This is a genomic window from Homoserinimonas sp. OAct 916 (genome assembly GCF_003260275.1).
Lineage (GTDB): Bacteria > Actinomycetota > Actinomycetes > Actinomycetales > Microbacteriaceae > OACT-916.
Genome location: NZ_QJHB01000006.1, coordinates 106,982 through 132,876 on the forward strand (window position 1 = coordinate 106,982; position 25,895 = coordinate 132,876).

21 protein-coding genes and 1 tRNA gene are annotated in these 25,895 nt (G+C 64.3%); 4 read left to right on the top strand and 18 right to left on the bottom strand.

What is annotated here, in order from left to right; translation table 11 throughout:
• Positions 1-125: 125 nt before the first annotated feature.
• From uvrA to polA, 8 genes are all read right to left on the bottom strand, one after another.
• Positions 126-2,990, bottom strand: a complete 2,865-nt coding sequence (gene uvrA, locus DL891_RS08495) for an excinuclease ABC subunit UvrA (RefSeq protein ID WP_111719999.1) — start codon at positions 2,988-2,990, stop codon at positions 126-128.
• Positions 2,991-3,094: 104 nt separating this feature from the next.
• A complete protein-coding gene (gene uvrB / locus DL891_RS08500) occupies positions 3,095-5,161 on the bottom strand; it encodes an excinuclease ABC subunit UvrB (protein ID WP_111720000.1) in 2,067 nt (688 codons plus the stop codon).
• Positions 5,162-5,224: 63 nt separating this feature from the next.
• Positions 5,225-5,830 carry a dephospho-CoA kinase gene (coaE, locus tag DL891_RS08505; RefSeq protein WP_111720001.1) on the bottom strand — a complete coding sequence of 202 codons (606 nt, stop codon included), beginning with the start codon at positions 5,828-5,830 and terminating at the stop codon, positions 5,225-5,227.
• 115 nt (positions 5,831-5,945) lie between these two features.
• Positions 5,946-7,409 carry a 30S ribosomal protein S1 gene (gene rpsA, locus DL891_RS08510; protein ID WP_111720002.1) on the bottom strand — a complete coding sequence of 488 codons (1,464 nt, stop codon included), beginning with the start codon at positions 7,407-7,409 and terminating at the stop codon, positions 5,946-5,948.
• A gap of 280 nt (positions 7,410-7,689) precedes the next feature.
• Positions 7,690-8,646, bottom strand: coding sequence for an epimerase (locus DL891_RS08515; RefSeq protein WP_111720003.1), 957 nt, complete (start codon positions 8,644-8,646; stop codon positions 7,690-7,692).
• Complete coding sequence (locus DL891_RS08520) at positions 8,643-9,239, bottom strand: DUF4166 domain-containing protein (RefSeq protein ID WP_157962450.1); 597 nt, start codon at positions 9,237-9,239, stop codon at positions 8,643-8,645. Before DL891_RS08520 ends, DL891_RS08515 begins: the two co-directional genes overlap by 4 nt.
• A gap of 45 nt (positions 9,240-9,284) precedes the next feature.
• Positions 9,285-10,958, bottom strand: a complete 1,674-nt coding sequence (locus DL891_RS08525; RefSeq protein WP_111720005.1) for a DUF885 domain-containing protein — start codon at positions 10,956-10,958, stop codon at positions 9,285-9,287.
• 200 nt (positions 10,959-11,158) lie between these two features.
• Positions 11,159-13,822 (bottom strand): DNA polymerase I, encoded by a 2,664-nt coding sequence (polA, locus tag DL891_RS08530; protein WP_111720006.1) that lies wholly within the window; start codon positions 13,820-13,822, stop codon positions 11,159-11,161.
• A 65-nt stretch (positions 13,823-13,887) separates the two neighbouring features.
• Between polA and DL891_RS08535 the strand changes: the two genes are divergently transcribed.
• Positions 13,888-14,292: a hotdog fold thioesterase gene (locus tag DL891_RS08535; RefSeq protein ID WP_111720007.1), complete on the top strand. Its 405-nt coding sequence runs from the start codon at positions 13,888-13,890 to the stop codon at positions 14,290-14,292.
• Between the two features lie 92 nt (positions 14,293-14,384).
• Here DL891_RS08535 and DL891_RS08540 read toward each other — a convergent pair whose 3' ends face one another.
• Positions 14,385-15,002, bottom strand: coding sequence for an ANTAR domain-containing response regulator (locus tag DL891_RS08540; protein ID WP_111720008.1), 618 nt, complete (start codon positions 15,000-15,002; stop codon positions 14,385-14,387).
• 37 nt (positions 15,003-15,039) lie between these two features.
• On the opposite strand from DL891_RS08540, the gene DL891_RS08545 reads away from it, so the two are divergent.
• The 3 genes from DL891_RS08545 to DL891_RS08555 all read left to right on the top strand — a co-directional run bounded on the left by DL891_RS08545 (position 15,040) and on the right by DL891_RS08555 (position 17,019).
• Positions 15,040-15,125 (top strand) — tRNA-Leu (locus DL891_RS08545).
• 175 nt (positions 15,126-15,300) lie between these two features.
• Positions 15,301-16,389 carry an S-(hydroxymethyl)mycothiol dehydrogenase gene (locus DL891_RS08550; protein WP_111720009.1) on the top strand — a complete coding sequence of 363 codons (1,089 nt, stop codon included), beginning with the start codon at positions 15,301-15,303 and terminating at the stop codon, positions 16,387-16,389.
• Positions 16,390-17,019 carry an MBL fold metallo-hydrolase gene (locus tag DL891_RS08555; protein ID WP_111720010.1) on the top strand — a complete coding sequence of 210 codons (630 nt, stop codon included), beginning with the start codon at positions 16,390-16,392 and terminating at the stop codon, positions 17,017-17,019. It abuts the gene before it with no gap.
• A gap of 170 nt (positions 17,020-17,189) precedes the next feature.
• Here DL891_RS08555 and DL891_RS08560 read toward each other — a convergent pair whose 3' ends face one another.
• The 9 genes from DL891_RS08560 to DL891_RS08600 form a co-directional block, all read right to left on the bottom strand.
• The gene (locus tag DL891_RS08560; RefSeq protein WP_111720011.1) at positions 17,190-18,053 is read right to left on the bottom strand and encodes an ABC transporter permease; all 864 of its coding nucleotides are present in this window, start codon (positions 18,051-18,053) and stop codon (positions 17,190-17,192) included.
• Positions 18,037-19,014: an ATP-binding cassette domain-containing protein gene (locus tag DL891_RS08565; RefSeq protein ID WP_111720012.1), complete on the bottom strand. Its 978-nt coding sequence runs from the start codon at positions 19,012-19,014 to the stop codon at positions 18,037-18,039. The genes DL891_RS08560 and DL891_RS08565 overlap by 17 nt, the downstream gene beginning before the upstream one ends.
• The gene (locus DL891_RS08570) at positions 19,011-19,973 is read right to left on the bottom strand and encodes a DUF2092 domain-containing protein (protein ID WP_232819077.1); all 963 of its coding nucleotides are present in this window, start codon (positions 19,971-19,973) and stop codon (positions 19,011-19,013) included. Before DL891_RS08570 ends, DL891_RS08565 begins: the two co-directional genes overlap by 4 nt.
• Positions 19,974-20,263: 290 nt before the next feature.
• Positions 20,264-21,709 (bottom strand): pyruvate kinase, encoded by a 1,446-nt coding sequence (gene pyk / locus DL891_RS08575; protein WP_111720013.1) that lies wholly within the window; start codon positions 21,707-21,709, stop codon positions 20,264-20,266.
• Complete coding sequence (gene lgt, locus DL891_RS08580) at positions 21,706-22,710, bottom strand: prolipoprotein diacylglyceryl transferase (RefSeq protein WP_111720014.1); 1,005 nt, start codon at positions 22,708-22,710, stop codon at positions 21,706-21,708. Before lgt ends, pyk begins: the two co-directional genes overlap by 4 nt.
• A gap of 82 nt (positions 22,711-22,792) precedes the next feature.
• Positions 22,793-23,581, bottom strand: a complete 789-nt coding sequence (gene trpA / locus DL891_RS08585) for a tryptophan synthase subunit alpha (RefSeq protein WP_111720015.1) — start codon at positions 23,579-23,581, stop codon at positions 22,793-22,795.
• Entirely contained in the window at positions 23,578-24,825 is a 1,248-nt protein-coding gene (gene trpB, locus DL891_RS08590) for a tryptophan synthase subunit beta (protein ID WP_111720016.1), read from the bottom strand. The genes trpA and trpB overlap by 4 nt, the downstream gene beginning before the upstream one ends.
• Entirely contained in the window at positions 24,826-25,611 is a 786-nt protein-coding gene (gene trpC, locus DL891_RS08595) for an indole-3-glycerol phosphate synthase TrpC (protein WP_232819078.1), read from the bottom strand.
• Positions 25,612-25,845, bottom strand: a complete 234-nt coding sequence (locus DL891_RS08600) for a DUF6704 family protein (RefSeq protein WP_111720017.1) — start codon at positions 25,843-25,845, stop codon at positions 25,612-25,614. It abuts the gene before it with no gap.
• Positions 25,846-25,895: the final 50 nt, after the last annotated feature.

A 25,895-nucleotide genomic window follows, 5' to 3' on the forward strand; every position in this document is an offset into this window, starting at 1 on the left:
CAGTCGGTGTTCATCAGTCCGTCGTGATCGGTCGGTGGTGCAGGCGGTGGTGATCAGGCGGCGGTGATCACAGCGCATCCATCGGTCATAACCCCCGGGCGGGAGCCCCGGGCCGCCCCATCAGGCTACGTCGCCAGCACTTCCTTCAGGAACTTACCGGTATGGCTCTTGCTCACTGTGGCGAGATGCTCGGGGGTGCCCACCGCCAGGATGCGACCGCCGGCGTCGCCTCCTTCGGGCCCGAGATCGATCAGCCAGTCGGCCGACTTGATCACGTCGAGGTTGTGCTCGATCACGATGACGGTGTTGCCCTTGTCGACCAGGCCGCCAAGCACGAGCAGCAGCTTGCGCACGTCTTCGAAGTGCAGGCCGGTGGTGGGCTCGTCGAGCACGTAGACGCTGCGCCCCATCGACCGGCGTTGCAGCTCGGTGGCCAGCTTGACTCGTTGCGCCTCGCCGCCGGAGAGCGTGGTCGCGCTCTGACCGAGACGCACATAGCCGAGCCCCACATCCACCAGTGTCTTCAGGTAGCGGTGGATGGCCTGGATCGGCTCGAAGAACTCGGCCGCCTCCACGATCGGCATGTCCAGGACCTCGGCGATGTTCTTGCCCTTGTAATGCACGGTCAGGGTGTCGCGGTTGTACCGGGCTCCCCCACACACCTCGCACGAGACATACACGTCGGGGAGGAAGTTCATCTCGATCTTCAGGGTGCCGTCGCCGGAACAGGCCTCGCAGCGTCCGCCCTTGACGTTGAAGCTGAACCGACCGGGCAGGTAGCCCCTGGCCTTGGCCTCGACCGTGTCGGCGAACAGGGAGCGGATGCGATCGAAGACCCCGGTGTAGGTGGCCGGGTTCGACCGCGGGGTGCGCCCGATCGGGTTCTGGTCGACGTGGATCACCTTGTCGAGGTTCTCGAGCCCCGTGACTCGGGTGTGCCGCCCGGGGATCTTCTTGGCACCGTTGAGCTTGTTCGCGAGAACACGGTAGAGCACATCGTTGACCAGTGAGGACTTGCCGGAACCGCTCACCCCGGTCACAGCGATGAAGGTGCCGAGTGGGAACGAAACGGTCACCTTCTTCAGGTTGTTGGCGTGTGCCCCCACCACGGTGATCTCGCGCTCCGGGTCAACCGGCCGCCGTTTCGCCGGGGTCTCGATCGACTTTCTGCCCGCAAGGTAGTCGCCGGTGAGCGAGTCGGGGTTTTTGATCAGACCCTCGTAGGAGCCGGAGTGGACGACCCTTCCGCCGTTCACGCCGGCGCCGGGGCCGATGTCGACGATCCAGTCGGCTTTTCTGATGGTGTCTTCGTCATGCTCGACGACGATCAGGGTGTTGCCGAGGTCGCGCAACTTGATCAGGGTGTCGATCAGGCGGCGGTTGTCACGCTGGTGCAGCCCGATGCTCGGCTCGTCGAGGACGTAGAGCACCCCGGTGAGACCGGAGCCGATCTGGGTGGCCAGACGGATCCGCTGTGCTTCACCGCCAGAAAGGGTCGCCGCCGCTCGGGCGAGGTTCAGGTAGCTGAGACCCACCTCGATGAGAAAGTCGAGCCTGGCCTTGATCTCTCGCAGCACCTGGGCGGCGATGGTCTTCTCACGCTCGCTCAGCACGAGCGTGTCCATGAAATCGCGGGTGTGTGCGAGGCTCATGAAACAGGCATCGGCAATGTCTTTGCCGTTGACAAGAACGGCCAGTACCTCGGGTTTGAGGCGCTTGCCGTCGCAGACCTGACAGGGCACCTCCCGCAGATATTCTGACCAGCGGGCGCGTTGGTTGTCTGTCTCGGCCTGCAGGTATTGCCGTTCGATGTATGGGATGACTCCCTCGAATCCGGAGGTGTAGCTGACCTCGCGGCCGTAGCGGTTCTTCCACTTGACCTTGACCGAGAAGTTGTTGCCGCGCATGACTGCTTCGCGCACCTTCTTCGGAAGCTTGTTCCAGGGCGTGTCGAGGTCGAAGTCGAGGTCTCGCGCCAACCCCTCCAGCAAACGCTCGTAATAGCTGTACAGGCCCTTCCCCTGGGTCGTCCAGGGCACGATGACACCCTCGGTGATGGCGAGCTCTTCATCGCCCAGAAGCAGGTGCTCATCAACCGACATGCGGGTTCCCAGTCCGGAGCACTCGGGGCAGGCGCCGAACGGAGCGTTGAACGAGAATGTGCGCGGCTCGATCTCCGTCAAGGAGATCGGGTGATTGTTCGGGCAGGACAGTTTCTCGGAGAAGGTGCGGCTGGAATCTGGGCCGTCTGCGTCGACGAAGTCGATCTGCACCACGCCGTCAGTGAGCCGCAGGGCGGTCTCGAGAGAGTCGGTGAGCCTCGAGAGGATGTCGGGGCCCGCGACCAAACGGTCGACGACGACCAGGATGTCGTGTTTGACCTGCTTCTTCAGCGTGGGCGGGTCGTTGAGCTGGGTGACCTCGCCGTCGACGATCGCGCGGGAGTATCCGGCTGCCGTCAGTTGGCCGAACAGGTCGACGAATTCGCCCTTCTTCTGCGACACGACAGGGCTGAGAACCTGATATCGAACGCCTTCGTCGAGTTCCATCAGCTGGTCGGCGATCTGCTGCACTGTCTGTGCAGTGATCTTCTCGCCACACTCGGCGCAGTGGGGCACGCCGATGCGCGCCCAGAGCAGCCTCATGTAGTCGTAGATCTCGGTGATGGTGCCGACCGTGGACCTCGGGTTGCGGTTCGTCGACTTCTGGTCGATCGAGACCGCTGGGCTCAAACCCTCGATGAAGTCGACATCGGGCCGGTCGACCTGGCCGAGGAACTGGCGTGCATACGCCGAGAGAGACTCCACATAACGTCGCTGCCCTTCGGCAAAAATGGTGTCGAAGGCGAGCGAAGACTTGCCCGAACCCGAAAGTCCCGTGAACACCACAAGCGAATCGCGCGGGATCTCGAGGTTGACATCGTGCAGGTTGTGAACGCGCGCGCCACGCACGCTCAGCTTGGATGAGCCGGTAACGGCGGTAATTGACACCAGTCGAGTCTATGCAATCCGGGTGACGGTGAAGGCACGCGGGTGCACGCTGTGAGAGAACATGAGTTCGATCGTCGCCGGTCTCGTGTGCCAGGCAGCCTCGATCATTTCACATGCCCCGCAGCGAACATCTGGCGAAGGTCGCGCTTGAGCTCGGAAAGTTCGTCGCGCAGGCGGGCAGCCAGTTCGAACTTCAGTTCACCGGCCGCCGCAAGCATCTGCTCGTTCAGATCGGTGATGATCGCCTCCAACTCGGTCGCGCCCTCGGCGGCGACACCGACGCGCCGTGGCGCGGGGGACGCACCCCGCTTGCCCTTCGCCACACTGCCGATGAGTTCGGCCGTGTCGGCCTCCTCCCGTGCGAGCACCTCGGTGATGTCGGCGATCCGCTTGCGCAACGGCGTCGGATCGATTCCGTGAAGCTCGTTGTACTCGACCTGCTTCTCGCGACGCCTGGTGGTCTCATCGATCGCCTGTGCCATCGACCGGGTCATGACATCGGCATACATGTGCACCTCGCCGGAGACGTTTCGGGCGGCGCGGCCGATTGTCTGGATGAGCGACGTGGCCGACCGCAGGAATCCCTCCTTGTCGGCGTCGAGAATCGCCACCAGCGAGACCTCGGGCAGGTCGAGCCCCTCTCGAAGCAGGTTGATGCCGACCAGCACGTCGTAGACCCCAGCGCGAAGCTCTGTCAGCAGTTCCACGCGGCGCAGGGTGTCGACGTCGGAGTGCAGGTACCGCACCCGCACGCCCGCCTCGGAGAGGAAATCAGTGAGCTCCTCGGCCATCTTCTTGGTGAGCGTGGTGACCAGAACGCGTTCGTCGCGCGCCACCCGCAGGCGGATCTCCTCGAGCAGGTCGTCGATCTGGCCCTTCGAGGGCTTGACGATGACGGCAGGGTCGACCAGGCCGGTGGGGCGAATGATCTGCTCCACCACGCCGTCTGCGATGCCCATCTCGTACTTTCCGGGGGTCGCGGATAGGTAGACGGTCTGGCCGACGCGGTTCTTGAACTCGTCCCATTTGAGCGGTCGGTTGTCCAACGCACTCGGCAATCGGAAACCGTGCTCGACGAGGGTGCGCTTGCGTGAAGAGTCACCCTCGTACATGGCGCCGATCTGCGGCACGGTTACGTGGGACTCGTCGATGACCATCAGGAAGTCATCGGGAAAATAGTCGAGCAGGCAGTGCGGCGGCTCTCCCTGCTTGCGGCCGTCGATGTGCCGCGAATAGTTCTCGATGCCGGAACAGAATCCGATCTGCTCCATCATCTCGAGGTCGAACGCGGTGCGCATCCGCAACCGTTGCGCCTCGAGCAGCTTGCCCTGCCGCTCCAACTCTCCCAGCCGTTCGGTGAGCTCCTCCTGGATGGTGCCGATGGCGCGGCGCATCGCTACGTCACTGGCGACATAGTGGGAGCCCGGAAACACCGATACGGCGTCCAGGGTCTTGACGATGTCGCCGGTGAGCGGGTGCAGGCTGTACAGCGCCTCGATCTCGTCGCCGAACATCTCGATGCGAATCGCCAACTCCTCGTACATCGGAATGATCTCGATCGTGTCGCCGCGCACACGGAAGTTGCCGCGAGAGAAGTCGATGTCGTTGCGGTTGTACTGCATCGAGACGAATTTACGGATGAGTGCGTCCCGGTCGATGCGCATGCCCACCTGCAGTGCGAGCATCGCGTCAAGGTACTCCTCGGAACTGCCCAACCCGTAGATGCACGAAACGGTGGAGACGACGATCACGTCTCGCCGGCTGAGCAGAGAGTTCGTGGTGGAGTGCCGAAGTCGCTCCACCTCGGTGTTGATCGACGAGTCCTTCTCGATGAAGGTGTCGGTCTGTGGCACGTACGCCTCGGGCTGGTAGTAGTCGTAGTAGGAGACAAAGTACTCGACCGCGTTGTTCGGCATCAGCTCGCGAAACTCGGTGGCCAGTTGGGCCGCCAGCGTCTTGTTGTGGGCGAGCACCAGGGTCGGGCGCTGCACGGCCTCGATCAACCAGGCGGTGGTGGCCGACTTGCCGGTGCCCGTGGCGCCAAGCAGAACGATGTCGGTCTCGCCGGCGTTGAGGCGATGGGTGAGCTCGGCGATCGCCTGCGGCTGGTCCCCGCTCGGAGTGTATTCGCTGATGACTTCGAACGGGCGAACTGAGCGGGTGGGTTGCATGGCAACAAGTCTAGGCACCACCGGTGACACTGGGCTGTGGCCTGGCCTCGCCTGCGGTTTTGCTCAGCCCTCGCGTGACCGCACCCTCTGCCACAGCTCATCAGTCTGGGTCAGGGTGTGCTGCTTGGTGTCGCCCGTGTCGATGACCACGTCGGCCACGGCTAGCCGCTGGTCATCCCCCGCCTGGGCCAAGACGCGCGCCCGAGCATCCGCCTCACTCATCCCGCGCAGGGTCACCAGCCGTTTCACGCGGGTTTCGGCAGGGGCATGGGCGACGACGATCAGGTCGAACGGGATCTCGATGGCGGCCTCGACCAACAGCGGCACGTCGTAGACCACGATGGCGTCGGGGTCGACGGCGGATGCCCGTGCAATCAGTTGCGCGGTGCGCCTGCGCACGGCCGGGTGCACGATCTGGTTGAGCTGGCTGAGAGCATCGGCGTTCTGGAAGACATGACTGCCGAGCGCGGCCCGGTTGAGCGTACCGTCGGCGCGCACCATACCAGGGCCGAAGGTCTGCACGATCTGCTCCAGTGCCGCAGTCCCCGGCTCGACCACCTCCCGGGCAACCTGGTCGGCGTCGATGATGACCGCACCGTGGCTGGCGAGCCGGGCCGCGATGGTTGATTTTCCGGCCGCGATGCCGCCGGTGAGTCCGATGAGATACACAGGGCAATCGTAGCCGTCGCATCGGAGCGATCCGTCTCGCCCGGTATGGATGTCGTAGAACGCCGAACGGCCGGCCCCAGGCGGGACCGGCCGTTCGGATGAAACTGTGTCGTTCCTAGTTGCTGCTCGAAAGCTTCTCGCGCAACGCGGCCAGCGCCTCGTCGTCGGCCAGCGTGCCAGCAGACGAGCCCTCCGACGTGAAGGAACTGCCGGCTGAAGCGGTGGAACCGGCTTCGCCCTCGGTTGCAGCCTGCTCGTTGGCGGCGGCCACCTGCTTCTTGTGCGCTTCCCAGCGGCCCTGGGCGGCAGCGTAGTCCTGCTCCCACTTCTCGCGCTGGGTCTCGAAGCCCTCACGCCACTCGTTGGTCTCCGGGTCGAAGCCGTCCGGGTACTTGTAGTTGCCCTGATCGTCGTACTCGGTGAGCATGCCGTACAGCGCCGGGTCGAACTCGGTGCTCTCGGGGTCGACACCATCGTTGGCCTGCTTGAGGCTCAGCGAGATGCGGCGACGCTCGAGGTCGATGTCGATGACCTTGACGAAGACCTCTTCGCCGACCGAGACAACCTGCTCGGCCAGTTCGACGTGCTTGCCCGAGAGCTCGGAGATGTGCACGAGGCCCTCGATGCCGTCGGCGACCCGAACGAACGCACCGAAGGGAACCAGCTTGGTGACCTTGCCCGGTGCGACCTGTCCGATCGCGTGGGTACGGGCAAACACCTGCCACGGGTCTTCCTGGGTCGCCTTGAGCGACAACGAGACGCGCTCGCGCTCCAGGTCGACCTCGAGGATCTCGACGGTGACCTCCTGGCCGACCTCGACAACCTCGCTGGCGTGCTCGATGTGCTTCCAGCTGAGCTCGGAGACGTGCACGAGGCCGTCCACTCCGCCCAGGTCGACGAACGCACCGAAGTTGACGATCGAGGAGACGACACCCTTGCGAACCTGACCCTTTTGCAGGTTGTTCAGGAACGTGGTGCGGCTCTCCGACTGGGTCTGCTCGAGCAGTGCCCGGCGAGACAGAACCACGTTGTTGCGGTTCTTGTCGAGTTCGAGGATCTTCGCCTCGATCTCCTGGCCCAGGTACGGGGTGAGGTCGCGCACACGGCGCAGCTCGATGAGCGATGCCGGCAGGAAGCCGCGCAGGCCGATGTCCACGATGAGGCCACCCTTGACGACCTCGATGACCGTTCCGGTGACGACGCCGTCGGAATCCTTGATGAGCTCCACATCGCCCCACGCACGCTCGTACTGGGCGCGCTTCTTGGAGAGGATCAGGCGGCCTTCTTTGTCTTCCTTCTGGAGGACGAGGGCTTCGACCTTGTCGCCGACCTGAACAACCTCGGTCGGGTCGACATCGTGCTTGATGGAGAGTTCGCGAGAGGGAATGACACCCTCGGTCTTGTAACCGACGTCGAGGAGAACCTCGTCACGATCGATCTTGACAACGGTGCCTTCGATCAGATCACCGTCGTTGAAAAATTTGAGAGTCTTTTCGACCGCGGCGAGAAAATCTTCAGCAGAACCAATATCGTTGATTGCGACCTGCTTGAATGCCCTGTCGGTCGTTGCGGTTGTCATGTAGTAATTGCTCCAGTATGGACTTGTATCGGGCCACACTCGCGTGTGACAAATGGATGATGAACGCGCAGAATTGCGCCGGTCAAGCTTAGCCCACGCCGACACGCCGGGGCAACCGCGCAAAAGCGTGGCGGAACGGGTGTGGGCGCCGTCGATCAACCGGTTTGCCCCCCGTGGTACGGCTTGAAACCGGGCTGGACACGAACACAACGCTCGATGGGATCTCCTGCGGCGTACCCAACCGCTGACCGTGCGGGTCGGACACGAGCCCACGCCGGCGTCACTTCGCCGGTCTGCCGGTGATGATCTCCCTCAGAGCCGGCACAAGCGTCGGGTGCTCGAAGACGAAGCCTTCCTGGAGCAGGCGCTCCGGCACCACCCACCGACTCTTCAGACTCAGCTCGGTCTCGGTGCGGATGAGCATGGCCCCGAGTTCGATCACCCACCGAAACGCCGGGAACCCGAATGGGATTCCACTCACCGCACGGATCGACTTCATCAGGGTGCGGTTATCCGTCGGGTTCGGAGAAGCCGCATTGATGATGCCATCGAGTTCGGCGTTCTCTGCGAGGAACAGAATGATGCCGAGTACATCATCCACGTGAATCCACGAGAACTTCTGGCGTCCACACCGTGTGCCGAACTCGTGAAAGGTGCCGGCATCGCGGCGAGCCGCCGTGCTGAACCAGCGGCCATCGAGTTGAGGGCCTCCGAGGCCGAACCGCGCGAGGCGGAGCATCGGTGTGAGCGCACCCCCGTCACCGAGAACGATCGCTATGCGCAGGGCGACCCTGCGGGTATCGGGCAGCTCGCCTTCGAAGAAGGCATTCTCCCAGGCCTTCGCGATCTCCACGGAGAACCCGGTGCCCAACTCTCCCGTGGATTCTGTCATCGGCCGATCGTCCGCGTGACGGTAGATCGTCGCGGTCGACGAGTTGATCCACAGTGCGGGCGGTTCTTCACAGGCGCGCACTGCATCGGCGAGTTCGCGGGTCGTCTCGATGCGGGACCTGAGAATCTCGGCGCGGTTCTCCGGAGTGTACCGGCAGTTCACGCTCGTGCCAGCGAGGTTCACCAGGAGATCGGCGCCCTCCAGAAGGTCTGTCATCGCGGCGTTCTCGCCCCACCGCACCGGCGACGACCGCCCGATGTGCAGCACCTCGTGGCCCAGGTCGCGAAGCCGGGCCGTGAAGTGGGAGCCCATGAAACCGGAGGCCCCGGCGATCACTGTCTTCATCTGTCCCCCGACCGGATCTCGTACGCGAATGAACCCTCGTACTCGTAGACCTTACCGAGAAGCGGAACTCGGATCTCGACCGTGACGTGCTGCCGCCCGTCGGTGTGTGAGAACCGTTCGGTGAGTTCGACGCCCGGAGCCAGCGGGCCAAAAAGCCTGATGTGCCACGAGGCGATTCGTAACTCGACCCGGCGCGACCGCATTCGGAGCTCCCCCTCGATGACTTGGGTTTCGAGCTGAACGCGAATCCGTCGGCGCCGGCCGAGCACATCGACGAGCCCAGCAGACGTCCGCACGATGAGGTCGCGCATGACTCGGTCTCCGCCGGCCAGATGAAACCTTCGCTCGGCCGCGACGGCGGGTTTGCCGTTCACCACCACTGCGGAATTGATGACGGTGAACGGCACATTCTTCTCCCACACCGGGAACACGACATCAGAAGGTGCCAGCGCCCGGATGAACGGGTGCAGCCAGCGTCGTGGAGTGCCCACAGTGGCGAACACACCTTCGCCGACACCTTCACACCCGTCAGCGATCACTGAGAAATAGGTGCGTAGGCGCGGATGCAGGCTCCACAGTTCGTCGCCGAGCACGGCCTCATACGGTGACCAGCCCTGATCCCGCACAGGGGTGCCGTGCTACTGGGCCAGGGCGGCCTTGAGCGTGTCCAGACCGACCCCACCGATGTCGAGCGCCCGCTTGTGGAACGCCTTGATGTCGAATGCGGCACCCTCGCGCTGTTTCGCCTCGTCGCGCAGCTGCTCCCAGATGCGCTGGCCGATCTTGTATGACGGCGCCTGCCCGGGCCAGCCGAGGTAGCGGTTCACCTCGAAACGCACGAACTGTTCGCTCATGTTGACGTTCGTGCCCATGAACCCGAACGCATACTCCCCGGTCCACTTTCCCGTGCCGTCGGGCAACGTCTTGCCCAGGTGTACCCCGATGTCGAGAACGACGCGGGCGGCACGCATGCGCTGCCCGTCGAGCATTCCCAGCCTGTCAGCCGGGTCGTCAAGGTAGCCGAGCTCCTGCATCAGGCGTTCGGCATACAGCGCCCAGCCCTCTGCGTGACCGGAGGTGCCGGCATTGCGCCGCCAGGTGTTGAGCATGGCCTTGTTGTAGGTGGCCATACCGATCTGCAGGTGATGGCCAGGCACGCCCTCGTGATACACGGTGGTCAGCTCCCGCCAGGTGTCGAACTCGGTGACACCCGCGGGAACGCTCCACCACATGCGGCCGGCACGAGAGAAGTCGTCGCTTGGCCCGGTGTAGTAGATTCCGCCCTCCTGGGTGGGCGCGATCATGCACTCCAGGCGCTTGACCTCCTCCGGAATGTCGAAGTGCGAGCGCGAGAGCTCTTCTACTGCGCGGTCGCTCGTGGCCTGCATCCACTTCCGGAGGGCATCCGTGCCGTGCAGTTTGCGGCTGGTGTCCTTGTCGAGATGGTCGATCGCCTCCAACACGGATGCGCCGGGTTTGATCTCCTGGGCGATGGCCTCCTGCTCCGCGACCATGCGCGCCAGCTCTTCGATCCCCCACTCGTAGGTCTCGTCCAGGTCGACGGTCGCGCCGAGGAAGTCGCGCGAGGCCAGCGAGTACAGTTCGCGACCCACGGCGTCGGGTTCCGGCGCATGCTCGGCCAACTCATCGCCGAGGAACCGGGCGAGCCTGTCATAGGCCGCGGCGGACGCTTCTGCGCCGCTGGCGAGGTCTTTCTTCAACGAGTCGGGCAGGTCGGTGTCGCCTGAGCGCGCTCCCGCGGCCAAGGTGTAGAAGAACCCGGTTCGCTCGACCTGTTTGTTCGCCTGCGTGACGATCTCGCGCACCTGACGGATGGCCGGCACGTGCCCGTCAGCGATTCCGGAACGCAGGGTCGCGATATAGCCATCCATCGCTGCAGGCAGGTTGTGCATGCGAGTGGCGACGTGGGCCCAGTCGTCTTCGGTATCGGTGGGCATCAGGTCGAAGATGTCGCGCAGGCTCTGGGCCGGCGACGCGATCACGTTGAGGTCACGCTGTTCGAACCCGGCCTCGTGCTTGTCGAGCTGCAATTGCAGTTCTCGGGAGAGATCCATCTTGGTGACCCGGTCCACCTCGTCTGCCGGGCTGGCGGCGGTGATCTCGGCCAGGGTGGAGCGGGCGGCGGCCGCTGCGGCTTCGGCGCCGGCCGGAGAGTAGTCGGCATACTCGCCCTCCCGGCCGGGCCTGCCCAGATACACCCGGTATTCGGGGAACAGGTCGAGCTCGGTGTCGACCCACGCTTCGGCTATGGCATCGATGGGGGTCGGGGTGCGCTCTGCAGGATTCGTCATGTCTCCACCCTAATCCGACTGCCCGTCGCCTTTTCGCGGACAGCACCCGTCCTTTCGGTCAGAGGCCCCCACCCCTCCGCCCAGAGGCCCCCTCCGCCCAGAGGTGAGTAGTCAGGGTTATTCTCGTGCGAAAACCCCAGCTACTGCACTGTGGTTCAGCCGATTGGTGAAAAACGCCGCCAGGCGCATCAGAAGGCGGCTCAGTGGGCTGCGGCGTCCCAGTTCACGCCGCGTCCGACCTGCACATCGAGCGGCACACGCAGCTCGGCGGCAGTCGACATCCGCGTCGTCACCAACTCGGACACGGTGTCCCACTCCCCCTCGGCCACCTCGAAGATGAGCTCATCGTGAACCTGCAGCAGCATTCGAGACTCCAGGTTCTTCGCCTGCAGGTCATCGGCGATCCCGATCATCGCGATCTTGATGATGTCGGCGGCGGAGCCCTGGATCGGTGCGTTCAACGCCTGTCGCTCCGCGTTGTCGCGCAGCACCCGGTTGGTGCTGGTCAGGTCGGTGAACGGGCGGCGGCGACCGAAGATGGTCTCGGTGTAGCCGTCGAGGCGCGCCTGCTCGACCACGTTGCGCAGGTAGTCGCGCACCGCACCGAACCGGGCGAAGTAGTCGGTCATCAGCTGTTTGGCCTCGGACTGCTCGATGCGCAACTGCTTGGACAGGCCGAACGCGCTCAACCCGTAGACCAGTCCGTAGCTCATCGCCTTCACCTTGGTGCGCATCACCGGGGTCACCTCTGCCGGTTCCACGCCAAAGATGTGGGCACCCACGAAACGGTGCAGGTCCTCACCCTCCTGGAACGCCTGGATGAGCCCGGCGTCTTCGGACAGGTGCGCCATGATGCGCATCTCGATTTGCGAGTAGTCGGCGGTGAGAAGTGTCTCGAAGTCCTCGCCCTTCTCGAACGCCGAACGGATGCGGCGGCCCTCGGCGGTGCGCACCGGGATGTTCTGCAGGTTCGGGTCGGTCGACGACACCCGTCCGGTCGCGGTGCCGGTCTGATCGTAGGTGGTGTGCACCCGGCCCCCGGCATCCACCGATTTCTCCAGCGTCTCGGTGATCTGCTTCAACTTGGTCGCATCGCGATGCTTCAGGAGCAGGTCGAGGAACGGGTGCGGGTTCTTCAGTTGAAGGTCGGCCAGAGCTGAGGCGTCGGTGGTGTAACCGGTCTTGGTCGCCCGTGTCTTGGGCATTTCCAGCTCGTCGAACAACACCTGCTGCAGCTGCTTCGGCGAGCCCAGGTTCACCTCGTGGCCGATCTCGGCGTACGCGCTGGTCGCGAGCCGGTCGGCCCGCGTGGTCAGTTCGTCACGAAGTTCCGAGAGCACGGTGCGGTTGACTGTGACGCCGGTCAGCTCCATCAGTGCCAGGATCGGTGCCAGTGGCAGCTCGATTGTCTGGAGAACCCGTGTGGAACTGTCCCCGAGTCGTTCACGAAGTTCGCCTGCCACGCGAAGCACGTACCAGGCGCGGGTGGCCGGTGAGAGCGGGTCGTCTTCGGGAACCAATTGGTTCGGGTCGGCTTCCGGCAACGTTTCATCGAACAGGTCGAGGACCTGGGCGGCGAGCGACTGGGTGGTGCTTCCGGGTTTGATCAACCAGGCCGCGAGTCGGTTGTCGAAGTCGACGCCGGCGATTCTCAGTTCGGTGGAGGCGAGGGTCTTCGCCACCTGTTTCGAATCCGCCAGGACCTTGGGCGACTCGGACGCCAGCCATTGTTCGAGTGCGGAGTAGTCGGGGCGGCCGAGTGCCCACGGCACATACACCGACTCGGTCAGGGTGGCCAGGCCGAACCCGGTGACCGCATCACCGTCGTGTTCGATGTGCACAGCCAGAGGCACGGTGCCCTTCACCGAGGTCGTTGCCAGCCAGTGCGCGAGCTCCTCGTCGACCATGGTGCGAACGACCGGCGCCTGCACCGTGGGCGCTGCATCGTCGTCCTCGGGCCCGGAGGAGCCGTCGCTGCCTGCGATCTTCAACACCCGGTCGAGGAGGGTGCGGAACTGCAGTCGTCCGAACACGTCTCGCAGTTCTGCCTCGTTGATCGGCTGCACGGCGAGGTCGCCCGGGGCGATGGGTAGTTCGACATCGGTGACCAGGTGGTTCAGCCTGCGGTTGAGAATTGCCCGATCCTTCTGTTCACGCAGGTTGTTGCCGACCACTCCCTTGATCTCATCGGCGTGGGCGAGGATCTCGTCGAGACTGCCGTAGAGGTTGATCCATTTGACGGCAGTCTTCTCGCCGACCTTGTCGACACCGATCAGGTTGTCGCTGCTCTCGCCCACAAGGGCGGCGATGTCGGGGTACTGGTGCGGCTGGATCCCGTACTTCTCGAAGACCTTCTCGGCGTCGTATCGGGTGAGTTCGCTCACACCGCGTACTGAGGGATACAAGAGGGTCACATCGTCGTTCACCAGTTGGATCGAGTCGCGGTCGCCCGAGACCACCAGCACCCGGTAGCCCTGTTCGGCCCCCTGTCTTGACAGAGTGGCGAGAATATCGTCGGCCTCGTAGTCCTCTTTCGAGACCGTCACGATGTTCATGGCATGCAGTGCCTCTTCGAGCAGTGGGATCTGCCCGACGAACTCCGGCGGCGTCTCACCGCGGGTGCCCTTGTACTCCGGGTATTCGCGGGTGCGGAACGAGTACCGGGAGATGTCGAAGGCGACGGCGAGGTGCGTCGGCTTCTCATCACGGATCAGGTTGATCAGCATGGCGATGAAACCGTGGATGGCGTTCGTGTGCTGACCTTCCCGGTTGACGAAACTGTCCACGGGGAGGGCGTAGAAGGCACGGAACGCGAGCGAGTGGCCGTCGATGATCATGAGGGTAGGCTTTTCGGAGTCTGACACGCCTGCCAGCCTACAAGCAGGCCGCGGCGGGCGGCTGACCCGGAGTGTTCGAGTGAGAGGGATGTATGAGTCAGGATGCCTGGGAGTTCGTCAAGCGGGTGGGCCTCGGAAAGCTGGCCGACACGATGGGCATCGAGATGCTTGAGTTCACGGTCGAACGCTCGGTGGCTCGGATGCCTGTTGAAGGCAACACCCAGCCGACGATGCTGCTGCACGGCGGGGCATTCGTTGTGCTCGGCGAGTCGCTCGCGTCGATGGCGGCGAACCTGTTTGCCGGGGCCGATCGGCTCGCAGTGGGGATCGAGATCAATGCCAGCCACACCAGAAGTGCGACATCGGGATTCGTCACCGGGGTGTGCACGCCGATCCACCTTGGCCGTACTCTGACCACGCACGAGATCGCGATCTCAGACGACCAGGACCGCCGCTGCTGCTCGATCAGAATGACCAACCTGATCAAAGAGCGCTGACGCTACAGATCACACCGCGCGCCAGTTTGAACGCTTCGCGCAGGTTCAAACAGGCGCGAGGTGTTCCCCGTGGCGCGAAACGTGATCAGGCGCTACTTCTTGGCGGTGAGCTGCTCGATGATCGCCTGGGCGACGTCGTGCATGGTGAGGCGGCGATCCATCGACGCCTTCTGGATCCAACGGAACGCCTCCGGCTCGGTCAGACCCATCTTGTCGTTGAGGAGTCCCTTGGCACGGTCGACGACCTTGCGAGTCTCGAAACGCTCGACCAGGTCGCTGACCTCGTTCTCGAGTGCGACGATCTGCGCGTGTCGGCTGAGGGCGATCTCGATCGCAGGCAAGAGGTCGTTCGGAGTGAACGGCTTCACGACGTAGGCGAGAGCCCCGGCTTCGGTGGCGCGCTCGACCAGGTCTTTCTGGCTGAACGCGGTGAGCAGCACGACCGGCGCGATGCGGGCCTTGGTGAGCCGCTCGGCGGCGGAGATCCCGTCGAGTTTGGGCATCTTGATGTCCATCACGACCAGATCGGGGCGCAACTCGGTGGCCAATTCGACGGCGGTCTCGCCGTCGCCGGCCTCGCCGACAACGTCGAACCCGTTGTCACGGAGGATCTCGACGATGTCGAGGCGGATCAACGATTCGTCTTCAGCGACGACCACGCGTCGTTTTGCGATCGGGGCGGGGTCTTTTTCACTCGATTGGTCAGTCACGCTCAAAGCTTACGATATTCTGATGCAGGTGTTGTTAGCCGGTGTGGCGGAATGGCAGACGCGGAGCACTCAAAATGCTTTGTTCGAAAGGACGTGTGGGTTCGACTCCCACCACCGGCACCACAATCCGAAGCTGAGGCCGGGCCCCGTTTGACGGAGCCCGGCCTCCTTCATTCCTCCGGCCGCATCCGAACCGGCTACGCTCGTATGGAGCGGCGCCGTGCCAGTTACGGCCGAGGCTGCCGCCACTCAACGACTCGAGCCCGGGCAAAGGCGTGCGCCCAGTAAGGAAACCAGAATGGCGATTCACAAGGTTCAGGGCGCTGTGGTGCTCTCGAAGAACGCACCCGTGACGTTGGAGACCATTCTGGTTCCCGACCCCGGGCCCGGCGAGGCGCTGGTCGACATCCTCACCTGCGGCGTCTGCCACACCGACCTGCACTACAAGCAGGGTGCGATCAACGATGACTTTCCCTTCCTGCTCGGCCACGAGGCCACGGGTGTGGTTGCGGCCGTCGGCGACGACGTCACCGAGGTCGCCGTGGGCGACCGGGTGATCCTCAACTGGCGCGCCGTCTGCGGCCAGTGCCGCGCGTGCAAGCGCGGTCAGGCCCAGTACTGTTTCAACACGCACAATGCCACCCAGAAGATGACTCTGGAAGACGGCACCGTGCTCTCCCCCGCGCTGGGTATCGGCGCGTTCGCCGAGAAGACCCTCGTTGCCGCGGGCCAATGCACAAAAGTCGATGAGGATGCCGACCCGGCCGCCGTCGGCCTGCTCGGCTGCGGCGTGATGGCCGGCATCGGTGCTGCCATCAACACCGGCGCGGTCAAGCGCGGCGACTCCGTGGCCGTGATCGGCTGTGGCGGTGTGGGCATAGCGGCGATCGCCGGTGCGAAGCTCGCCGGGGCGACGAAGATCATCGCCGTCGACATCGACGAGAAGAAGTTGCAGATGGCGAAATCTCTCGGAGCCACGGCATCCGTGAACTCGTCCGAAGAAGACGCGGTCGAGGCGATTCGCGCCCTCACCGACGGGAACGGTGCCGACGTGGTGATCGAGGCCGTCGGGCGACCCGAGACCTATAAGCAGGCGTTCTATGCGCGCGACCTAGCCGGCACCGTCGTGCTGGTCGGAGTGCCCACCCCGGAGATGACGCTGGAGTTGCCGCTGCTGGATGTCTTCGGCCGCGGTGGCGCCCTGAAGTCCTCCTGGTACGGCGACTGCCTCCCGTCGCGTGACTTCCCCATGCTCGTCGAGCACTACAAGCTCGGAAACCTGGACCTCGACGCGTTCGTCTCCGAGCGCATCACCCTGGACCAGATTGAAGAAGCCTTTGCCACGATGGCCAAGGGCACGGTACTACGATCGGTGGTTGAACTGTAAATGACGTTACGCATTGAGAACCTGGTGACCAGCGGCACTTTTTCGCTGGACGGCGGCACCTGGGATGTGGACAACAACGTCTGGATCGTCGGTGACGACCAATCGGTGATTGTGATCGACCCGGCGCACGAGCCCGCACGCATCAGCGACGCGGTTGCCGGACGCACGGTGAAGGCGATCCTGCTCACCCACGGGCACGACGACCACATCCGCGCTGTGGGTGAGTTCCGCGAACTGGTCGACGCTCCCGTCTACTTGAACCCAGACGATCGGATGCTGTGGGACACGGTCTACCCGGATTCCTCGCCCGACCATGAGATAGCCGATGGAGACACATTCGAGGTGGCCGGGGCAACACTGGTTGCCCTGCATACGCCAGGGCACTCGCCCGGCTCGACCTGCTTCCACCTGGAGTCGGAGGGCGTGCTGTTCTCTGGCGACACGTTGTTCAACGGCGGCCCGGGGGCAACCGGTCGCAGTCACAGCGACTTTGCGACGATCATCGAGTCGATCCGCTCACGGTTGCTGACCCTGCCAGCCGAAACGGTGGTGAACACCGGGCACGGAGACCCGACGTCTATTGGCGCCGAGGCCCCCCAGCTCGACGAATGGATCGCGCGCGGGCACTGATCGCCTCTGCTCGCTGATCGAGGGATTCTGAGGAACGAAGAATCGTCTCGAGATCAACGCCCCGCCAAGCCTCGGTCGTTCGTGAGGGCTTCGAGACGATCGCTGCGCGATCCCTCAGCCAACGGATAGTCCGCTGAGCGATGAGTCCGACACGGGAGGGTCGGCTCGGCTCAGGACAAGACGTCCTTCGTGGTGAACCGCGAGTACGCCAACGCACCGAAGACGACGATGTAGCCCAGTTGCAGCACCGCGTTGCTCCCGAACGAGTCCCAGGCGATCGGCTGCCGCAGCAGGTCGGCGAAGCCGAGCCAATAGTTCGTGAACAGCCACGGGTGCAGCCAGTCGAGTTGCGGCAGGGCACCCAGCACCTGGGCGGTGACGGCAAGCACGACGGTGGCCGCCATGGCCCCGACCGGAACGTCGGTGAGCGTGGAGATGAACAGCCCGATGGCGCTCAGACCGAGCAATGAGACGGCGACGTAGGAGGCGACCAGCGCCAACCTGCCAATTGACTCGACCGGGCCGACCGTGTCACCGGAGAGCAATGTCACCGGCCCGACAGGGAACAGGATCGCACCGATGAGGATTCCGGCGAGTACGACGGAGCCAGCGGCACTCAGGCAGAAGACGGCGGCACCGACGAACTTGACCACGAGCAGGCGAACCCGACCGGCGGGCGCGGCCAACAGGTAGCGCAATGTGCCGTGGCTCGCCTCCCCTGAGATCGTGTCGCCCGCGACCACACCGACAGTCAGCGGGAGGAACAGTGGCGTCGAGACCACCATGGCGGTCAGTGCGACGAACAAGCCGTTCTGGGTGATCTGATCCAGGAACGCAGGCCCGCGGCCCGAGGAACTGCCTGACGTGACCCGAACGGCGATGGCGATCAGCACGGGGATGGCGGCCAACGCCCCCAACATCGCCCACGTGCGCCGACGGCGATAGAGCACGCTCAGTTCGGAGGCAAGTAGAGCCCACCCGACCCTCGTTCGGGTGGGCGTGACATCAGCCGGTGGATCACTGGACAACGTCAAACCCCTCCCCGGTCAATTCGACGAACCTCTCCTCGAGGGTGGACGAGACCAATTCGAAACCTCGCACCCTCACCCCGGCGGTGACCAATGCGGCGACGACCTCCTCCGGGGCCACGGAATCTGTCAATCCCGCTGTCACGCCCGATTCCACGTCACCCGGCCGCAGGTCAGATTCCGAGAACGCCACGGGCTGCATCCCCAGTCCGCTCAATACCCGAGTCGCAGCCTCCGGGTCGGGGGTGACCACCCGCACTCGCCGGTCGGAGGTCGATCGCAACTCGTCGAGGGTGCCCTGGGAGACGAGGCGCCCGGCACTCATCACGCCGACATGAGTGCAAATCTGTTCGATCTCGCTGAGCAAGTGGCTGGAGACGAACACGGTGGCCCCGTCAGCCGCGAGGGAGCGCACCAGATGGCGCACCTCTCGTGTGCCCTGGGGATCAAGCCCGTTGGTGGGCTCGTCGAGCACCAGTAGTTCGCGTGGGCTGAGCAGCGCGTTCGCCAGCCCGAGGCGCTGCTTCATCCCCAGAGAGTATGCGTGCACCTTCTTGTGTTCGGCGTGGCCGAGGCCGACCCGGGCCAGTGCATCACGCACCCGAGTGTTTCGCGTGCTCCCGGGAGCGTACCTGTTGGCCGTGTCGAGCCGGTGCAGATTGGCCGCACCCGACAGGAACGGATAGAACGCGGGCCCCTCCACCAGGGCCCCGACCTGCGGCAACACGGTGTTCAGCTCGTGCGGCATGTCACGGCCGAGCACCCGGATCTCGCCCGCAGTGGCCGACGCGAGGCCGAGCAACATGCGAATTGTTGTCGTCTTGCCCGAACCGTTCGGCCCCAGAAAACCGAAGACCGAACCCCGTGGCACGGCGAGATGCACGTCGTCAACGGCCGCGTGGGCACCGAATCGTTTGGTCAGCCCGCGAGTTTCAACAGCGAACGCGGCGGCCAGCGCGGCGGTCACCGTCCGGTGGCCGCACTCTGCAACACCGACAGTGGTACGGCACCGGCGAAGACTCGCCCGTCCTGGCTGAGGTACACGTTCAGCAGCGAGGTTGACAGCAGCCGCCCTCCTGAAACGGAGGTCGTCACCTGGGCCAGCATCGGGGAATCGAGCATCGTGGACGTCCCCTGACCGGCGGGCAACGACACCACAGTGTCCCAGCCGGTTCCGGTGACCGTGGGTGGGGCGGCGGGCATGGTCGCATGACCGGTTGCAGAATTTGACTGGGGCAACGCCTGTTGCGTGACGGTGGCGCCTGCCGGAGGAGTGAAATCGAACAGGCCGGCAGATGGCGCAGTGAGCGTCACATCGCTGAAAGCGATGCGGAACGCTGGGCTCTGCTGACCACGCGCCCGCACCAGTACCTGCAGCGGGAGCCCGGTTTCGGAGTCGACGCCGATCGACACGGATCCCACGAGGGTGTCCGCCGATTTCGGGGTCAGCACCAGGTCGTACACGGGGCGTCCGGCCACTCGGGTGTTGTCGCCCACTGTCACGGTGGTGCTCGGTCCCACTGAAGCAAGGAGGCGGTCGGCCATTTCGGCTGGGGTCTGAATGGTGGTGCTGCCGTCGTTGGGCACGGTTGCATCGCCCTGTGGCAAAGTCACCCGGGTGGCGGCGTTCTTGGCCGAGTCGTACAACCACACGTTCGAGCCGTTGTGCACGAGGTCTCGCTCCGCAAGGGAGTCCATCACCTGAAGACGCGTCTTCGTCGGCCCGTCGACAAACACCCGGGCCGTGTGGGTGCCAGTCAGGAATTCGAGGGCGGCAGCGATGGAGGCAGTCTGGCCGGAGTCAGTTCCCGGCGCGTTCGAACCGGAGCCGGCGGTCTGCCCGATCTGCGGCAGTTCGGGCAAGCCGAGGTCAGCCGTCTGCACCACAGTGCCGGAGAACGCGTCGACCGAGGTCGTAGCGACCATTTCCAGAACCTGTTGCGGCGTTTTCGCGGGCAGGTCTACTGCAGCGTTGGCTGAAAGCGGCACTATCAGCACACCCGCAGCGATGACTGCGGGGACCGCGATGGCGGGTAACCAACGAATCCATCGGCGTGTCACCGAGAACCATCCACACGAAATGTAGCCATACCCCGACCCTACGCGGATGTCGAAGTGTCCGCACTCGCCCCCGCTTTGAGATCACTGTGAACCCCAGGTAATCCCAACGAATCGACTTCGGGTGGTGGGCCGGCAGGGTCTGCGTCGGAAGGTGTTCAGTGCAGGCGGTACGCGGGCGCCACCTCGTTGCGCGCGTCCCCCATCGTGTGCACACGGAGGTCATTGGTCGATCCACTGATCCCGGGCGGGGTGCCCGCGATCACAATCACCTTGTCCCCCACCTCAGCGCGGCCGAAGTTCAAGAGAATCTCATCGACCTGCACGAACATCTTATCGGTGTGCGTCACTCGTTCCACCAGATACGATTCCACACCCCAGACCAGCGCCAGTCGCCGTTGGATAGCCGCAGATGGTGTGAACGCGAGAATGGGGATCCGGTGGCGAAGGCGCGACATGCGGCGCACGGAGTCGCCGGTCTCGGAGAAGACACAGAGGAACTTGGCCCCGACGAACTCGGCCACTTCGGCAGCGGCCAACGTGATCGCCCCACCCTGCGTCGCCGGTTTGGTACCGAGGCCCTCGATCCGCCCCAACCCGTGTTCCTCGGTCGACTGAATGATGCGCGCCATGGTCTCCACCGTGATGACGGGAAACTCGCCGACACTGGTCTCGCCCGACAGCATCACCGCGTCGGTGCCGTCCAGAACCGCATTGGCACAGTCGGACGCCTCTGCCCGAGTCGGCCGGGGGCTCGAGATCATCGATTCGAGCATCTGGGTGGCGACAATCACCGGCTTCGCCATTCGCCGGGCCATCTCGACCGCTTCCTTCTGTACGATCGGCACCTGCTCCAACGGGAGTTCCACACCGAGGTCACCGCGGGCGACCATGATTGCGTCGAAGGCGTCGATGATCTCGGCCAGGTTCTCCACGGCCTGTGGTTTTTCGATCTTGGCGATGACGGGGATGCGACGACCCACCTCGTCCATGATCGTGTGCACGCGGTCGATGTCGGAGGCCTTGCGCACGAACGACAGGGCGATCATGTCGGCGCCGAGCATCAAACCCCACCGCAGATCCTCTTCGTCCTTCTCACTCAGCGCCGGGACGCTGACCTGAACGCCGGGCAGGTTGATGCCCTTGTTGTTCGAAACACTGCCGGGAACCTCGACCACGGTGCGTACCCGCACCCCGTCGGTCTCCACAACGCGTAACGTGACCTTCCCGTCGTCGATCAGCAGCGGGTCACCGGGCTCGACGTCTCCGGGCAGCCCGGCGTAGGTGGTGGAGCACTGGGTGCGGTCGCCAATGATGTCTTCCGTGGTGATCGTGAACCGGTCACCCTCGTCGAGGGCAAAGGGCCCGCCCTCGAACTTGCCGAGACGGATCTTCGGCCCCTGCAGGTCGACCATGACGCCGACCGATCGTTCCGCATCGTCGGCGGCCCGCCGCACATCCGCGAAAGAAGACTCGTGCATCTCATAGGTTCCGTGGCTCAGGTTCAATCGCACCACGTCCACCCCGGCATCAATGATTGCCCTGATGCTCTCGTACCCGGCCGTGGCCGGTCCGAGTGTGGCGACGATTTTCGCGCGTCTCATGCGTTGTGCTCCGTCGTGTCGTTCGCCCGTTCCCCCGCGTCTGATCCTTCTCCGGCTCCCACCTTCACAGCGTCGTTCCTCTCGGTCACCTGAACACGCCCGTGCTCGTCGTAGCGCTGCACAGCTTCGTCACCGTCTGGTGCGGCCGGGCGAACCCACTCGCGGCCCGTCCGGTAGGGGCTGGGTTCCAAACCGGTATGCCGTCGCGTCTGCACGATCAGAATCACCAAGCCGATGAGAATCGCCAACCAGGCCGCCCAGATGTTGGTGCGCACCCCGAAGAAGATCTCACTCGGGTCGATTCGGATGGCTTCCAGCCAGCTGCGCCCGAGGCCGTACCAGATCAGGTACAGGGCGAACGCCTTGCCCCATTGAAGCCGCACGACGCGCTCGAGGCCCAGAATGATGACAACGCCGATCAGGTTCCAGATGATCTCGTAGAGAAACGTGGGATGAAAAAGGGTCCCTACGGGTAGACCTTCGGGGAACGCCGGGTTCGTCGGTTCGATCTGAAGTCCCCATGGCAACGTGGTCGGCAGTCCGAACAGCTCGTGGTTGAACCAGTTGCCGAGCCGCCCCAGGGCTTGGGCGATCAGCATTCCCGGCGCCAGGGCGTCGGCGAATGTCCAGAAGCGAATCCCGGTCAGTCGGCAGCCGATCCACGCCCCGACCGCGCCCCCGAGAAGAGAACCGAAGATGGCATTCCCGCCCTCCCAGATGAACAGCACCCGCCACAGGTCGGCACCGTCGTAGAAGTAGTCCCCGGGGTGGGTGAACACGTGGTAGAAACGGGCCCCGATGATCCCCAGAGGTACGGCGAACAAGATGATGTCGAGAACGACTCCCGGCTCAGCGCCGCGCTTCGTGAGTCGGTGAGAGGTGAGCATGGTGGCCGCGATGATCCCGGCCAGAATGCAGAGCGCGTAGGCGTGCACCCGAAATGGACCGAGGTCGAAATAGCTCCAGTCCGGGCTGGGAATGCTCTGCTGGAAAATTTCCATGGGGGCGAACACTTATCGGTAACCTTTCGATCTCTTACGATCACGCCGGCGTGCTGAACCGCCCGTACGGGCGCTGTTAACTCTAACGCTCGACTGCTGCGCCTCGCGCCAGCTCCCGCGCGAGCTCGGCGAGGGCCGGAACGCCACCATCGGTGAGAGCGTTCACCAGGGCGGAACCGACGATCGCGCCGTCGGCGTACGAGAGCACCTCGCGCACCTGGTCGGCGGTGGAGATTCCGAGGCCCACGCAGTTGAACGACTCGCCGGTGTCACGAAGCCTGGCCACCAGGGTGCGGGCGGCCTGGTCGACATCGCCGCGAACTCCAGTGATTCCCATGGTGGAAACTGTGTAGACGAACCCGACGCTGGCAGTGACAACCTGCTGCAGACGGGCATCCGTACTCGATGGCGCGGCCAGGAACACCCGGTCCAGGCCAGTTCGCTCGGACGCCGCGATCCATTCGGCAGCCTCGTCGGGCACCAGATCGGGCGTGATCAACCCGGCACCACCGGCAGACGCCAGCCGGTCGGCGAAACGGTCGACACCGTATTGCAGCACGGGGTTCCAGTAGGACATGACAAGGATCGGGGCATCCACTCGCGCGTTGATCGCCTCGATGGCGTCGAACGTGTCTGCCAGACGAAAGCCCCCGGCCAAAGAGATCTCGGTCGCACGCTGAATCGTGGGCCCGTCCATGCCGGGGTCGGAGTACGGGATTCCGAGTTCGACAGCGTCGAAGCCATTCTCCACCAGAGCCACAGCGGCCTCGATGCTGGTCGACAGGTCGGGGTAGCCGACCGGGAGGTAGCCGATCAGCGCGCCGGATCCTTGGGCCTTGCGGGCGGCGAGGACATCTGCTGTGCGACTCATCGGGCTTCTCCTGCGCTGTCTGCGGGCGTCGGGCCGGATGCATCCGCGCCGGCGTCCAAGATGTCGAAGTACGCTCCAACGGAATCCATGTCCTTGTCCCCACGGCCGCTGAGGTTGACCAGGATCAGACCGTCAGGACCGAGTTCACGCCCCAGATCGATCACGCCTGCCAGTGCGTGCGCCGATTCGATCGCAGGAATGATGCCCTCGGTGCGGCTCAGCAGCCGCAGGGCGTCCATCGCCTGCGCATCGGTGATCGGCAGATAGGTCGCGCGCTTCAGATCCTTGAGCCAGGAGTGCTCGGGGCCGACGCCCGGGTAGTCGAGGCCGGCGGAGATTGAGTGCGACTCGATGGTCTGGCCGTCTTCGTTCTGCAACAGGTAGCTGCGGGCGCCATGCAGCACCCCTGGCCGCCCCCGTGTCATGGTGGCCGCGTGCTTGGGGGTGTCCACTCCCTCACCAGCGGCCTCATAGCCGTACAGGGCAACGGATTCGTCGTCGAGGAAGGCGTCGAAGATTCCGATCGCGTTGGATCCCCCGCCGACACAGGCGGCGACCGCGTCGGGCAGCCTACCGGTCGCCTCGAGGATCTGGCTGCGGGCCTCATTCCCGATCACTGCTTGGAAGTCGCGCACCATGGCGGGGAACGGGTGCGGGCCCGCGACGGTGCCGAAGATGTAGTTGGTGGTTTCGACGTTCGTCACCCAGTCACGCATGGCCTCGTTGATGGCATCCTTCAGGGTGCGCGATCCGGTCTTCACTGCGATCACTTCCGCCCCGAGCAACCGCATGCGGGCGACGTTGAGCGCCTGGCGTTCGGTGTCGACTTCGCCCATGTAGACGACGCAGTCAAGATCGAACAGCGCGGCCGCGGTAGCGGTGGCCACACCGTGCTGGCCGGCACCGGTCTCGGCGATGACGCGGGTCTTGCCGATTCTCTTGGTTAAAAGTGCCTGACCGAGAACGTTGTTGATCTTGTGCGAACCGGTGTGGTTGAGGTCTTCTCGTTTGAGGAAGATTCGTGCCCCGCCCGCGTGCTTGGCGAATCGCGGCACCTCGGTGATGAGCGAGGGCCGGCCTGTAAAACTGCGATGCAGTTCGTTCAGCTCCTCCTGAAACGTCGGATCCGTCTTCGCGAGCTCATACGCGTCAGAGAGTTCGTCGAGCGCGGCGATCAGCGACTCGGGAACGAACCGTCCGCCGTATTCGCCAAAATAGGGGCCAGGGGCTGCACGCAGGTTCATTCAAACCGCCAGGAATTGTTGTAGTTGGGACAGGGGGTCACCGGTGACGAGTGCTTCGCCGACAAGTACGACATCGGCACCGCTCGAGCGGTAGTGTGCGACATCCGCAGCGGACTTCACTGCAGACTCCGCGATCGTGATCACGTGGTCGGGAATGGTGCCGGCCAAGCGGGCGAACAGGTTTTTATCCAGTTCGAACGTGCTCAGGTTGCGCGCGTTCACACCAATCAGTTTCGCACCACAGTCGAGTGCGCGCTGCACTTCGTCGGCACTGTGCGTCTCGACCAGCGCCGCCATCCCGAGGGATTCGATCAACTCGTGCAATTCGACCAGCGTGGACTGGTCGAGGGCGGCGACGATCAGCAACACCATGTCGGCCCCGGCGGCGCGGGCCTCGAACACCTGGTACGTCTCGGTGATGAAGTCTTTCCGCAGCACGGGGATGGTCACCGCCTGGTGAACCGCGGTGAGATCAGCCAGGGTACCGTCGAAGCGCCGCCCCTCGGTGAGGACGCTGATCGCACTCGCGCCGCCCTGTTGATAGCTGAGTGCCAGTTCTACCGGGTCGGGGATCGATGCCAGGGGGCCCCGGGAGGGGCTTCGGCGTTTGATCTCTGCGATGATCCTCACAGTTGCCTGCGGGGCCAGCGCCGCCAGGGCGTCCCTGGCCGGTGGCAGGGCGAGGGCATCGCGCTCCACCTCGGCGAGAGGGCGGCTCAGTCGGCGCTCCGCACTGTCTTCGCGGGCGCCGCGAACGAGATCAGTCAGGTAGTCGTCCGTTCGCACCTAGGCGTGATCCTTGGCAACGACCTTGTCGCCGTCGACCCCGTAGCCGAGCTTCGTCATGACCAGCCCGGTCAACGCTCCCACGACCAGGAGTCCGGCAGATGCCCAGACAAGCCACTCCATCTCGAACCAGAATGCGATTGTTCCGATTATGAAGGCGACCAGCATGATGATGACAGCTGTCCAAGCGGCTGGCGAATTGCCGTGGCCGGGGTCTGCGGTCTCGTTCGTCATTTCTCTCCCTGAGCTTCACTACCAAAAATTGCATCAAAGATTCGGATGCC